We start from the raw sequence: 12,742 nt of genomic DNA, 5'->3' as shown, positions 1-12,742 counted from the left end.
GGGCGGCTGACTAGACCACCTTGCCGGGGTTGAACAGTCCGGTCGGGTCGAGGGCGTGCTTGATCGCCTGGTGCACCCGTACCCCGACCGGACCGATCTCCCGGGCCAGCCAGTCCCGCTTCAGCAGTCCCACCCCGTGCTCGCCGGTGCAGGTGCCGCCGAGCGAGAGCCCCAGCTCCATGATTGCGTCGAAGGCCCGCCGGCCGCGGGCCACGCTGGCCGGGTCGGCCCGGTCCACCACGATGTTCGGGTGCATGTTGCCGTCCCCGGCGTGCCCGACCACCCCGATCGGTACGTCGCACTCCTCGGCGATCCGGGCCACCCCGTCCAGCAGCGCCGCCAGCGCGTCCCGGGGTACCGCGATGTCGTCGATGACCAGCCCGCCGTTGCCGCCCGGGAACGCCTGCGCGGCGAACCGCTCCATCGCCGGGTGGGCCAGCCGACGTGCCTGGAGCAGCGCGGACGCCTCCTCGGCGTCGGTCGCCGCGTAGACCTCGTCGGCACCGCTGGCCGTACAGACCTCGGCCAGTCGGGCCAGGTCGGCGGCGGCCCGGGGCCCGGTGTCGGCGGCGGCGAGCAGCAGCGCGCCGGCGTCGGTCCGCAACCCCATCGGCCGGTACGCCTCGATCGCCCGCAGGTGTGTCCGGTCCAGCAGTTCCAGCAGGCTCGGGCTGAGCCCCTGGGCGGAGATCCCGGCGACCGCCCGGCCGGCGGCGGCGGTGGACGGGAAGACCGCGACCAGGGTCAGTGACTCCTCGGCCGCCGGGCGCAGCGAGACCGTCACCTCGGTGATCACGCCGAGGGTGCCCTCCGAACCGACGAAGAGCCGGGTCAGGTCGTACCCGGCGACCCCCTTGGCGGTACGTCGCCCGGTCCGCAGCACCTCGCCGTCGGCGAGCACCACCTCAAGGCCGAGGACGTACTCGGTGGTGACGCCGTACTTGACGCAGCACATGCCGCCGGCGTTCGTGGAGACGTTGCCGCCGATCGTCGACGACTCCCACGAGCCCGGGTCGGGCGGGTAGCGCAGCCCGTGCTTGGCGACCGCGGCCGCCAGGGCGGCGTTGACCACCCCCGGCTGCACCACACCGATCCGGTTCACCGGGTCGATCTCGAGGATCTCGTCCATCGCCGTCATGGAGACCACCACCGCGCCGTCGACCGCGTTCGCGGCCCCGGCCAGGCCGGTCCGGGCCCCCTGCGGCACCACCGGTACGCCGTACGCCGCGGCGGTCCGGACCACGGCGACCACGTCGGCGGTGCTGAGCGGCCGGACCACCACGGCCGGCATGCCGGCCACGCAGAGGTCGGCCTCGTCGCGCTGGTAGCCGCGGAGCAGGTCGGGATCGGTCAGTACGGCGGATTCACCGAGTGCCGCCCGCAGGTCGTCGAGAAGATCCGGCATGGTGGGCAGGCTAGTCGGCCGACGACCTGTCGACCATGGTCGGTTTCGGACCGCCACTGTTAGGAAGGTTCGGAAGCGGGTAGTCCCCGCCATGCGCACCGTCCGGGACACCGTGGCAAAAGCGCCGGTCGACCTGGACCTGGACCGGGAGCGGATCAGTCAGCTGGCGAAGGAGTTCCGGAGGCGCTCCAGGGCCACGGTGAAGGACCGCTGGCACGCCGTACGGTTCAACCTGCTGCTGTCGGTGCAGGCCTCGGTGGCGGCGGCGCTGGCCTGGACCGCCTCGCACGAACTGCTGGGCAACCCGTCGCCGGTCTTCGCGCCGATCTCCGCGATCGGCACCATCGCCTCCTCGGTCGGGCAGCGGTTCCGCCGGACCGTCGAGCTGATCATCGGCGTCGCGGTGGGGATCGGACTCGGTGACCTGCTGGTCCTGCTGGCCGGACGTGGCGCGTGGCAACTCGGCCTGATCGTGCTGCTCTCGATCGTGGTCACCATCTTCCTGGGCGGCGGTCCGGCGGTGGTCACCCAGGCGGCGGCGACCGCCGTGCTGATCGTGACCGTCATGCCCTCCATGTCGAACGTCGAGGCGCCCCGGGTGATCGACGCGCTGATCGGTGGGGCCGCCGGGCTGGTGGTCATCGCGCTGGTCCTGCCACTGAATCCGCTTCGGGTGGTGGACCGGGCGGCCCGGCCGGCACTGGGCCGGCTCACCGAGGAGCTGACCGAGACCGCGGAGGCGCTCAGAACCCGGGACGCGCCCCGGGCGCAGCGGGCCCTGGACCGGCTGAACGAGGTCGAGGAGCACCTGCAGGGCTTCGAAGAGGCGCTGGAGGGCGGCCGGGAGACCTCGATCCTGTCGCCGGTGCGCTGGCACCGCCGGCCGGCGCTCACCCAGTACGTGGAGAGTTCCCAGTTCATCGAACACGCGGTGCACAACAGCGGCACGCTGATCCGGCGCGCGGTCACCGTGCTGGAGGACGACGAGCCGGTGCCGGAGGAGTTGGCGACCGCGGTGGCGCTGCTGGCCGACGCGGTGAAGCTGCTTCGCAAGGATCTCGGGATCGGCATCGAGCCGGAGGCCGCACGGGAGCAGGCGCTGCAGGCGATCGGGCAGGCCGGCCGGGCGTACGACGAGGGGGTGGGGTTCTCCGGCAGCGTGGTGGTCGCGCAGGTCCGGACCGCCGGCAGTGACGTGCTCCGGGCGACCGGCATCGAACGGACCGAGGCGAACCGGCTGGTGCGGCTGGCGGCCGGCGGGCACCCCGACGACGCCACCCAGGCCGCCCAGAAGGCGGCCCGCGAGGGCCAGACGACCCGGTCGGGCGGGCAGCGTCGCCGCCGGGCCATCTAATCCGGCCGGCCTGACCTGCCGGCCGGCTCAGCTGGCGCCGGTGAGCGTACCCAGGGCGGTCAGCAGGCGGTCGACGTGCTCGCGGCCACTGCCCAGGCCGATGCTGGCCCGCAGCGCCGTGCCCGGCAGGTCGGTCCGTCCGGTTCGGGTGGCCGCCTCGGTGAGCAGGCGTCGGGCCAGCGGATGGGCACAGAACTTCCCGTCCCGAACTCCGATCTGCCACCCCCGGGCGAGTTCCGCGGCGACCTCCGCCGAATCCCGGCCGGCGACCACGAACGACACGATCCCGACCCGGGGCGCCTCGGCGGCGAAGGTACGCAGTTCGCACACCTGCGGCAGCGCGGCGAGTCCGGCCCGCAGGTGGGCGAGGAGGGCCTGCTCGTGGGCGTACAGCGCGGCCCGGTCCGCAGCCTCCAACGCCGTACAGACAGCGGCCAGCGCGACCGCGCCGAGCAGGTTCGGGGTGCCCGCCTCGTGTCGGGCCGGCCCGGTCGTCCACCGGACGTCGTGGGTGGCGGTGCCGACCGCCAGGGTGGCCCCGCCACCGGCCAGGTACGGCGGGGCCGCGTCCAGCCAGTCCGACCGCCCGGCCAGTACGCCGACCCCGAACGGGGCGTACAGCTTGTGTCCGGAGACCGCGACGTAGTCCACGTCCAGCGCGCCGAGGTCGACCGGGGCGTGCGGGGCGAGCTGGGCCGCGTCCAGGGCGATCCGGGCGCCGTACCGGTGGGCGGCCAGGGCCAGTTCCGCGACCGGCCAGACCTCCCCGGTGACGTTGCTGGCCCCGGTCACCGCGACCAGGATCGGCCCTGTCCCGTCGGTGCCCCGGCGCAGTTCCCGTAGGGCGGCGTCGAGCGCCCGGACGGCTGCGGCGGGGGAGTCGGGGACCGGCAGCCGGACCGTCCCGGTGGGCCACGGCAGCAGGTTGGCGTGGTGCTCGCCGCCGAAGGTGACCACCCGGGCACCGGGCGGCAGGGCCCGGGCCAGCAGGTTCAGCGCGTCGGTGGTGTTGCGGGTGAAGATGACGTGGTCACCCGCGCGGACGCCGAGGAAGTCGCCGACCTGTTCCCGGGAACGCTCGTAGGCGAGGGTGCTGCGCCGGGACAGCGCTCCGGCGCCCCGGTGCACACTGCCGTACCAGGGCAGAAGTTCGGCCACCGCGTCGGCGGCGGCCCGGGCGCACGGCGCGGTGGCGGCGTAGTCGAGGTTGACCTGCCCGGGTACGCCGAGCACGTCGAGCGGCCTGGCACCCGGCACGGTGCGGCCGTTGTCCGGCACGGCGACGCCGGCGGCCGGCGCGTTCCCGGCCTCCCGGGGTGCGGTACGGCGGGAACGGGACGCGAGGGTCGTACTCATCGGGGTACCTCCGGCAGTCCAGGGACCCCGGAGTGGGATTGGGTCGGGGCCCGCGCTTGCCTGGCGCGGCGGTGCGACCAGGCCCGGTCATCACCCGGGGCACCCCACCGCGAACCTCGACGAGGGTTGCCGGCCAGCAAGCCGGGGCTGAACGCTGGCACTCGTGACCTGCCGGTGAGCATAGCCGGAGCGGAAGTGGTGAGACCAGGCTCTGCCGGATGTGACTACGCTGACGTCATGGTCGACACCCCGCCACCCGGTGCGCCCACCTCCGCACCGTCGCCGGTTCCGCCGGGATCGTTCCCCCCGGCACCGCCCGGTGGGCTGCCGGTGGTCCAGGTCCGGTCGCCACGGTCCGGACTGGGGTGGCGCCGCATCCTGGTGCTGGTCGGGGTGATCCTGCTGATCGCCGGCTGCGCGGTGTTGATGCTGCTCACCCTCGGCCAGCGGCTCGGCATCACCGCGCTGGTCGTCGGACTGGTCGCGGCGATCGTGCCGGTGCCGGTCCTGGTCGCCTGTTTCCTCTGGCTCGACCGGTACGAGCCGGAGCCGGTCAAGTACCTCGTCTTCTGCTTCGGTTGGGGCGCGGCGGTGTCGACGTACGCGTCGCTGAACGTGAACGGGTTCGCGGCGGACCTGTTCCACTCGGCCGGACTGTCGGATTCGCTGGTGGCGGTCCTGGTCGCGCCCTTCATCGAGGAGCTGACCAAGGCGCTGGGCCCGATCCTGCTGCTGCTCTTCCGCCGCCGGGAGTGGTCCGGCATCACCGACGGGATCGTCTACTGTGGCCTGTCGGCGGTCGGGTTCGCGATGGTGGAGAACATCCTCTACCTCGGCGGACTCGGCTACGCCGAGGGCGCCAGCCAGTACGGCCCGGCCACCGGCACGATGAACGTCATCGCGATCTTCATCTCCCGGGTGCTGATCAGCGGCTTCGCCCACCCGCTCTTCACCGCGATGACCGGCGTCGGGCTGGGCGTCGCGGCCCGCTCCGCCGACCGGGCGGTCCGGATCACCGCGCCCCTGGCCGGCCTGCTGCTGGCGATGATCCTGCACGGCACCTGGAACCTGGCACCCACCCTCGTCGAGCAGACCGGGCAGCCGCTGATCATGCTCTACAGCTACATCAGCCTGATGGTGCCGATCTTCCTGGGCATGGTCGGGCTGGCCATCTGGCTGCGCGGCTGGGAGGGCCGACTCACCGAGCGCACCCTGCCCGACTACGTACGGGCGGGCTGGTTGACGCCGCCGGAGGTCGCCGCGCTGAGCAGTCTCGGCCGGCGGCACGCGGCCCGACAGTGGGCCCGCCGGGTGGCCGGTCCGCACGGTCTGCGGGCGATGCGCGGATTCCAGTACGCCGCCACCCGGCTGGCGCTGCTCCGGGACGGGATGGTCCGGGGCCTGGACGCCAAGCCGGCCGCGTTGGCCCGTTCGGTGGCCGAGGAGCGTCGCCTGCTCGACGAGCTGCAGGCGGCCCGGCAGGTATTTGTCGGCCGGGACCCGCAGGCGCCACCCGGGTTCTGGGACGGGACCCGCTACCACCTGACGTTCCCGGACGGGACCAGCCGGCCGGTGGAGGCGCCGAGCGAGCCGGTGGTGCCGATCCCGGTCGTGCTGGTGCCGGCGCCTTCTCCCGGCCCGGTTCCGGGCGGCTACGGCCCGTCCGGGTGGTACGGGACGGGCGGACCGTCGACGGTCCCGGGCGCCGGCCCGGGCCATCCGTCGCCGTACCGACCGTCCACGGGATTCTGAGCCGGGTCGCCACCGGCGCTGGCCGGCGGGCCTGTCAGAGGTAGAGGCCGGTGGAGTCGTCCTCGACCCGTCGGGCGGCAACCGCGTGCACGTCGCGTTCGCGGAGCAGCACGTACTCCCGGCCGTGCAGCTCCACCTCCGAGCGGTCGTCCGGGTCGAAGAGCACCCGGTCGCCGGAGACGATGGAGCGGACGTTCGGGCCGACCCCGACCGCGGTCGCCCAGGCCAGGCGGCGCCCCATCGAGGCGGTCGCCGGGATGACGATGCCGGCGGTCGAGCGCCGTTCGCCCTCACCGCCCTCGGTACGCACCAGCACCCGGTCGTGCAGCAGGCGGATGGGCAGCCCGTTGTCGTTGTTCACGTCGGCGGTCACGTCGGGAAACGGTACCGTGCCCGGCGACCGCGTCGACCTGCGCCTCCTCGGCCCCACCCGGCCCGGGACGGTGCCGATCCCGGGGCCCGGCAGCCGCACGCGGCGCGAGCCGGGCTGTACCGGTCCGGCTACCGTAGGGAGGCCGATTCTCCGCCACCAGGGGAGGCACGGGTGGGTTCTCAGAACGGGGAGGTGCGCGTGAGCCGCTTCGAGCAGCTGCGGGCGAGGTTCCGTCGCGCCTACGCGTCCGGGCGGTCGGAGAGCCGGCCGTCGTCGCCGGCGGATCCGGGAGGGGTCATCGCGGCACCGCCGCCACCGCCGCTGAGCGAGGAGACGCCGCCGGTGGCGCACCACCCCTCGACGTCCAGCCGGGACGACGAGGACGTGCCGCACGCGCTGCGGATCGCCGCCGCCTGGTCGTGGCGGCTGATCGTCATCGGGCTTGTCGCCTGGGCCCTGCTCAAGGTGATCGGCACGATCCGGATCGTCATCATTCCGCTGGCCATCGCGCTGCTGCTCTCGGCCCTGCTGGCCCCGGCGGTCGGCTGGCTGCTCCGGGCCCGGTTCCCCCGGTCCCTGGCGACCGCGGTGGTGCTGGTCGCCGGTCTGGCGGCGGTGGTCGGCACCCTCACCCTGGTGGTGAACGAGTTCGTCCGGGGCGTACCGGATCTGAGCCGCAAGACCACCGACGGCATCCGGCAGATCCAGGACTGGCTGCGGACCGGGCCGCTGCACATGTCGGACCGGCAGCTCGACTCCTACATCGAGCAGGGCGAGCGCTGGCTCAACGAGAACACCCAGTCGCTGACCAGCGGGGCGGTCTCGACCGCCGCGACCGTCGCCGAACTGCTCACCGGCGCGCTGCTGGTGCTCTTCGCCACGTTCTTCTTCCTCCGCGACGGCGGCAAGATCTGGCGGTTCATCGTCCGGCTGCTGCCGGTCGCCGCCCGTTGGCGGGTGGACGACGCCGGGCGCGCCTCCTGGAACACCCTGGTCGCGTACGTCCGGGCGACCGTACTGGTCGCGTTCATCGACGCGGTCGGGATCGGCATCTTCCTCGTCGTCTTCGACATCCCGTTCGCGTTCCCGCTCGCCGCGCTGGTCTTCCTCGGCGCGTTCATCCCGATCGTCGGCGCCACCCTCTCCGGCGCGGTGGCGGTGCTGGTGGCCCTGGTCGACAGCGGCTGGGTCACCGCGCTGATCATCCTCGGCGTGGTGATCGGCGTACAGCAGGTCGAGGGGCACATCCTGCAGCCGTTGATCATGGGTCGGGCGGTGGCGATCCATCCGCTCGCGGTGATCGTCGCCATCGCGGCCGGTGTGGTGCTGGCCGGGATCGTCGGTGCGCTGGTCTCGGTGCCGCTGGTCGCCGTGCTGAACACGGCGGTACGCCGGCTGGCCCACCGGCGGCGACCCGAGGTGCCGCCGGACGCCGTGGTGGTGGCCCCGACCGCCCCCTGACCGCCGCCGGTCGGCCGGGGCCGCCCGTCCCGGCCGGGTCGGTACGCCGCCCGGCCCCCCCGTCCGTCGGGTACGGCCGGCGCGGGCCGGCTCAGCCGCGGCCGAGCCGCTCCAGGGCGCCCCGGGCGATGTCCGGCCGGGTCGTGTACCAGAACGGCGGCAGCGAACGCCGGAGGAACGGGCCGTACCCCCGGGCGGTCTCCAGCCGGGAGTCGAGCACCGCCACCACGCCCTTGTCCTGCATCGAGCGGATCAGGCGACCCACCCCCTGGGCCAGCCGTACGGCGGCGATCGGCACGCTGACCGCGGCGAACCCGGACCCGCCGGCGGAGTCCACCGCCGCCGCCCGGGCCGCCGCCAGCGGCTCGTCCGGCCGGGGGAACGGCAGCCGGTCGATCACGACCAGTTGACAGGCGTCACCCGGCACGTCCACGCCCTGCCACAGCGACATCACCCCGAACAGGCAGCTCGCCCGGTCCTCCCGGAACTTGCGGACCAGCAGCGGCAGCGCCTCCTCGCCCTGCAACAGGATCGGCAGGTCGGTACGGGCCCGCAGCAGCTCGGCGGCCTGCAGTGCGGCCCGCCGGGACGAGAACAGCCCGAGGGTACGACCACCGAGTGCCCCCACCAGCGCGAGCAGTTCCTCGCCGGCGGCGGCCGGCAGGCCGGAGGCGCTGGGGCGGGGCAGGTGCGCGGCGACGTACAGGATGCCCTGCCGGGCGTAGTCGAACGGGGATCCGACGTCGAGGGAATGCCAGCCCGGACCCGAGTCCACCGACCCGGACCGGTCCGCGGCTCCCGGCGGCTCCGGAGCCGGCCGGCCGGCGCCCCGGTCCGAGGCCGTCTCCGGCGTCGTCGGGCCCGTGCCCCGGCTCTTCGCGGCCATCGCCGACGCCATCGCCGACGGGGCGGGCGGGGGCGTCGTCGGCAGCTCCAGGCCGAGCGACCGGGCCACCGTGTCGAACCGGCCACCGAGGGCCAGGGTGGCCGAGGTGGCGACCACGGTGCGCTCGTCGTACAGGTGGGTGGCGAGCGTGCCCGCGACCGAGAGCGGCGCGACCACCAGGGCGCGACGACCGACCGGCCCCTCGGGCTTCTCCACCCACGCCACGTCGTGGTCGGCCTCCTCCAGCAGCCGCTGGGCGGTCGTCGACAGCTCGTCCAGCACCGCCTTGGCCTGCTGTTTGCGGACCGGATCGGGATCGTCGGCCTTGATGTCGCCGATCTTCTCCAGCGCGCCCCGGGTGGCGGCGTCGAGCAGGGTGCACGCCTCCCGCAGCGGGGCCGGCAGCCCGCCGGTGATCCGCCCGGCCGGCGCCTCGGTCAGCCCGACCGCCAGCGCGTCGCCGGCCGCGACGAGCGCTTCGGCCAGCTCCGGGTCGACCAGCGGTCGGGTCCGTTTCGCCGCCCGGTCGATCAGCTCGGGGACCAGTTCGGCCTGGGCCGCCGAGGAGACCCGGTCGGCGAGCTCGTGCGCCTCGTCGACGATCAGCAGCTTGTGCGGCGGCACGATGTGCCGTCCGGCGAGCATGTCGACGGCGAGCAGGCTGTGGTTGGTCACCACCACGTCCGCCTCCCGGGCCCGGGCCCGGGACGCCTCCGCGAAGCACTCCGCGCCGTACGGGCAGCGGGAGGCGCCGACGCACTCCCGGGCCGGCATCGACACCAGCCGCCAGGCCTGGTCGTCCACGCCGGGGTCCAGTTCGTCCCGGTCGCCGGTGTCGGTCTCCATGGCCCAGTCCCGCAGCCGCTGGATCTGTTTGCCGAGCCGGCCCGCCTCACCGAGCCACCTGGTGCCGCCGCCCCCACCCCGGGCCGGGGCGTCGAAGAGGGTGTCCTCCGGCTCGTCCTCTGTGGAGTTCTCCAGCCGGGCCAGGCACAGGTAGTGGTGCCGACCCTTCAGCACCGCGAAGGTCGGTCGCCGGCCGAGCAGCGGCTCGACCGCGTCGGCCAGCCGGGGCAGGTCGTGGTCGACCAGCTGGGACTGCAGTGCCAGCGTGGCGGTCGAGACCACCACCGGGCCGTCGACGGTCAGCGCCGGGGCGAGGTAGGCGAGCGACTTGCCGGTGCCGGTGCCGGCCTGGACCAGCAGGTGCTCGCGGGACTGGACGCTGCGTTCGATCGCGGTCGCCATCTGCTGCTGCCCGGGCCGGGCGGCACCGCCGGGCACCGCGCCGACCGCTGCGGTCAGCAGGTCGAGGGCGCCGGGCCGGTCGCCGCGTCGCCGCCGCCCGGATCTGCCGGTCGGGCTCCCGTCGGACCCGGTGGCGGCGCCGGCCTCCGTCGCCGTCGGGCCGGTCGTGGTGGGTGGGCTGGCGTCGGTGGCGGGCGCGGTCACTGTGCGACCGTACCCGTCGGTCCCGACACCGGGTGCGCTCCCTCGGCCGGCGGGTCCGCCGCTTCGCCCACCCGGGGTACGCCCCCGACCGCCAAGGGCCGGCCGACGCCGGAGCGCCAACCGCCACGCCGTCAGTCTCCTGATGTTGTCGAATGCGACGTCTACCGGACGCTTCGCACACGGCGGGTAGTGGGGACGATCCGCTAGGGTGCGGACATGTCGAGCGATGTGGTCCGGGTCGTCTATCGCAAGTACGACGGCACCCCGCACCGGGACTACCCCGCCCGCCGGCTGACCGAGGACGAGCTCGGCGTCTGGCTCGGCGTGACCGCCGGCACCCACTCCATCTACCACGGCCGACCGTCCGTCGAGCAGATCCCGTTCGTCCTGCTCGTCCCGCACGACGCCTGGTGGACGACGATGTTCAACCCGCCGCCGCGGACCAGTGAGGTCTACTGCGACATCGCCACCCCGGCCCGCTGGGAGGGGGACACCGTGCACCTGGTCGACCTCGACCTGGACGTGGTACGCCGCCGGAGCACCGAACTGGTGGAGCTGCGTGACGAGGACGAGTTCGCCGAGCACCGGATCCGGTTCGGTTACCCCGACGAGCTGGTGACGCAGGCCCGGGCGGCGGCGCAGTGGCTGTACGGGGCGCTCGGTGACGGCACCGAGCCGTTCGGATCGGCGTACCGGAAGTGGCTGGCCCTGGTCGTCTGACCGTCCGGCCGGGGCCGTGGTGGCCGGTCCGACCTCACGGCGCGGGAGCGTCGCTCGGGTGCAGCGGTGGCACCCGGGTCAGCTTCTCCGGATTGACCTGCTGGTAGAGCCCGGTGATCCGGCCGTCCGCGACCGTGCACCAGAGGACCCCGTGCAGGGGCAGTCCCGGCCGGTAGTCGGCCGCGATCTGCACGCCCGGGAAGCCGTTCACCAGCACCGGCACCGACCGCAGGTGGCGTACCTGCCAGGTCGCCGTCGACCGTTGGACCAGGCCGAGGGCGAAGCGGGCCACCTTGTCGGCCCCGGTCACCGGGCGGCGTGCGGTCGGGAAGATCCCTCCACCGTCGCCGACGTAGACCACGTCGGGGGCGAGCACCGCGAGCAGCCGGTCGAGGTCGCCCGCCTCGGCGGCGGCCAGGAAGGCGTCGAGCAGGCGCCGGTGTTCGGCCGGGTCGGCGGACTGCCGGGCGCCACCCTCGGAAACCGCCCGCCGGGCCCGGGCGGCGAGTTGCCGGGCGGCGGCCGGGCTGGTCCCGAGCGCGGTCGCGATCGCCGGGAACGGCACGGCGAAGACGTCGTGCAGCACGAACGCCACCCGCTGCTCGGGGGAGAGTCGTTCGAGGAGCACCAGCAGGGCGATTCCCACCTGTTCGGCGCGTACCGTCCGTTCGGCGGGGTCGGCGGCGAGCCCGGCCGCCCCGCCGGTCTGCCCACCGGCCGGCCCGACCTGGTCGGCGGGGTTGACGACCCGGTCGACGATCGGCTCGGGCAGCCACGCACCGGGGTACGCCTCCCGGCGTACCCGGGCGGAGCGCAGCACGTCGAGGCAGAGCCGGGAGGCCGTGGTGGTGAGCCAGGCCCGCAGGTCACGTACCTCGGCGCGGGCCTGCGGGGTGGCCAGCGCGACGGCGTACCGGAGCCAGGTCTCCTGTACGACGTCCTCCGCCTCGGCCCGGCTGCCCAGCATCCGGTAGGCGACCGCGGTCAGGTGGTCCCGTTCGGCCTCGAACTCCGTCGCCAGGTCCCGCACGTCGGCCTCCCCGTCCGCTCTCCGGAGTGCTCGCTACGACGATGACAGAGGGCGGTCGGCGCGGTGTGACCGGGCGGGCCGGACAGATTCCCGGCCCGGGTCCGGGTGTCGTCGGGCACCGTTGCGGGTACCGGTGATTCCTGACTGATTGTTCTGTTCCGGAGGTTGGCGCCGGTCCCAAGGTGAACAGCAGGTGAATGACGGGTGAACCGGCTCTGACCAGGGGTGGGCCGGGGAAAATCCCGATCCGAGGTTTCCTAGCATCTCCCAGGGGCAGCCTCTTGCGGCCCGCCACCCGTCCGCCGACGCAACGAGGTCCGTGCCGTGAAGTTTTCGCTCCGCCCCTCCGAGGGCGCCTTCTACGAGTTGTTCACCCGAGCCGCCCACAACCTCGTGCGTGGCACCGAGCTCCTCAACGAGCTGGCCCTGCCCGGGGTCGACGTCCAGTCGGTCAGCGAGCGGCTCAGCGAGGTCGAACACGACAGCGACCAGATCACCCACGAGCTCTACAAGAAGATCAACTCGACGTTCGTCACCCCGTTCGACCGGGAGGACATCTACCGGCTCGGGTCGCTGCTCGACGACGTGATGGACCACCTGGAGGCGGTCGGCAGCCTGCTCTACCTGTACGGGCTGACCAAGCTCCCGTCACTGCCCCGGGAGATGCACGAGCTGGTCAACGTCCTCGACCAGCAGGCCAAGCTGACTGCGGACGCGATGCCGCGGCTGAAGGCGATGAAGGACCTCGAGGACTACTGGATCGAGTGCAACCGGCTGGAGAACGACGGCGACCAGGCGTACCGGATGCTGCTGGTCCGGCTCTTCTCCGGCGAGTACGACGCGCTCACCGTGCTGAAGATGAAGGAGGTCGCCGACGAGCTGGAGGCCGCCTGCGACGCCTTCGAGCACGTCGCCAACACCGTCGAGACCATCGCGGTCAAGGAAAGCTGACC

General features: G+C 73.7%; 10 protein-coding genes and 1 riboswitch. Of the genes, 5 read left to right on the top strand and 5 right to left on the bottom strand.

Annotated elements, in window-relative coordinates:
• Positions 1 to 10: 10 nt before the first annotated feature.
• Positions 11 to 1,405, bottom strand: coding sequence for an FAD-linked oxidase C-terminal domain-containing protein (locus ABGB05_RS05075; RefSeq protein ID WP_347651950.1), 1,395 nt, complete (start codon positions 1,403 to 1,405; stop codon positions 11 to 13).
• A gap of 91 nt (positions 1,406 to 1,496) precedes the next feature.
• On the opposite strand from ABGB05_RS05075, the gene ABGB05_RS05070 reads away from it, so the two are divergent.
• The gene (locus ABGB05_RS05070) at positions 1,497 to 2,759 is read left to right on the top strand and encodes an FUSC family protein (RefSeq protein WP_347651949.1); all 1,263 of its coding nucleotides are present in this window, start codon (positions 1,497 to 1,499) and stop codon (positions 2,757 to 2,759) included.
• Between the two features lie 27 nt (positions 2,760 to 2,786).
• Here the strand turns inward: ABGB05_RS05070 and ABGB05_RS05065 are convergent, their stop codons facing one another.
• The gene (locus ABGB05_RS05065; RefSeq protein WP_347651948.1) at positions 2,787 to 4,115 is read right to left on the bottom strand and encodes an aminotransferase class V-fold PLP-dependent enzyme; all 1,329 of its coding nucleotides are present in this window, start codon (positions 4,113 to 4,115) and stop codon (positions 2,787 to 2,789) included.
• A 47-nt stretch (positions 4,116 to 4,162) separates the two neighbouring features.
• Positions 4,163 to 4,284, bottom strand: a riboswitch (SAM riboswitch).
• 68 nt (positions 4,285 to 4,352) lie between these two features.
• On the opposite strand from ABGB05_RS05065, the gene ABGB05_RS05060 reads away from it, so the two are divergent.
• Positions 4,353 to 5,867: a PrsW family intramembrane metalloprotease gene (locus ABGB05_RS05060; RefSeq protein ID WP_347651947.1), complete on the top strand. Its 1,515-nt coding sequence runs from the start codon at positions 4,353 to 4,355 to the stop codon at positions 5,865 to 5,867.
• A gap of 34 nt (positions 5,868 to 5,901) precedes the next feature.
• Here the strand turns inward: ABGB05_RS05060 and ABGB05_RS05055 are convergent, their stop codons facing one another.
• Positions 5,902 to 6,240: a co-chaperone GroES gene (locus ABGB05_RS05055; protein ID WP_347651946.1), complete on the bottom strand. Its 339-nt coding sequence runs from the start codon at positions 6,238 to 6,240 to the stop codon at positions 5,902 to 5,904.
• A gap of 171 nt (positions 6,241 to 6,411) precedes the next feature.
• On the opposite strand from ABGB05_RS05055, the gene ABGB05_RS05050 reads away from it, so the two are divergent.
• Complete coding sequence (locus tag ABGB05_RS05050; RefSeq protein WP_347651945.1) at positions 6,412 to 7,701, top strand: AI-2E family transporter; 1,290 nt, start codon at positions 6,412 to 6,414, stop codon at positions 7,699 to 7,701.
• A 91-nt stretch (positions 7,702 to 7,792) separates the two neighbouring features.
• On the opposite strand, the gene ABGB05_RS05045 is transcribed toward ABGB05_RS05050, so the two are convergent.
• Positions 7,793 to 9,895, bottom strand: coding sequence for an ATP-dependent DNA helicase (locus tag ABGB05_RS05045; RefSeq protein WP_347651979.1), 2,103 nt, complete (start codon positions 9,893 to 9,895; stop codon positions 7,793 to 7,795).
• A gap of 360 nt (positions 9,896 to 10,255) precedes the next feature.
• Here ABGB05_RS05045 and ABGB05_RS05040 point away from each other — a divergent pair, with 360 nt between their 5' ends.
• Positions 10,256 to 10,759: a DUF402 domain-containing protein gene (locus tag ABGB05_RS05040; RefSeq protein WP_347651944.1), complete on the top strand. Its 504-nt coding sequence runs from the start codon at positions 10,256 to 10,258 to the stop codon at positions 10,757 to 10,759.
• Positions 10,760 to 10,793: 34 nt separating this feature from the next.
• Here ABGB05_RS05040 and sigJ read toward each other — a convergent pair whose 3' ends face one another.
• On the bottom strand, positions 10,794 to 11,789 hold the full coding sequence (sigJ, locus tag ABGB05_RS05035; protein WP_347651943.1) for an RNA polymerase sigma factor SigJ: 996 nt from the start codon (positions 11,787 to 11,789) through the stop codon (positions 10,794 to 10,796).
• Between the two features lie 324 nt (positions 11,790 to 12,113).
• Here sigJ and ABGB05_RS05030 point away from each other — a divergent pair, with 324 nt between their 5' ends.
• Complete coding sequence (locus ABGB05_RS05030) at positions 12,114 to 12,740, top strand: DUF47 family protein (RefSeq protein WP_347651942.1); 627 nt, start codon at positions 12,114 to 12,116, stop codon at positions 12,738 to 12,740.
• Positions 12,741 to 12,742: the final 2 nt, after the last annotated feature.

It is taken from the genome of Plantactinospora sp. B5E13 (genome assembly GCF_039871775.1).
In the GTDB taxonomy this organism is placed as follows: Bacteria; Actinomycetota; Actinomycetes; order Mycobacteriales; family Micromonosporaceae; genus Plantactinospora.
Note: the sequence above shows the minus strand (reverse complement) of the source record. Positions and strands in the feature narration are given on the sequence as shown.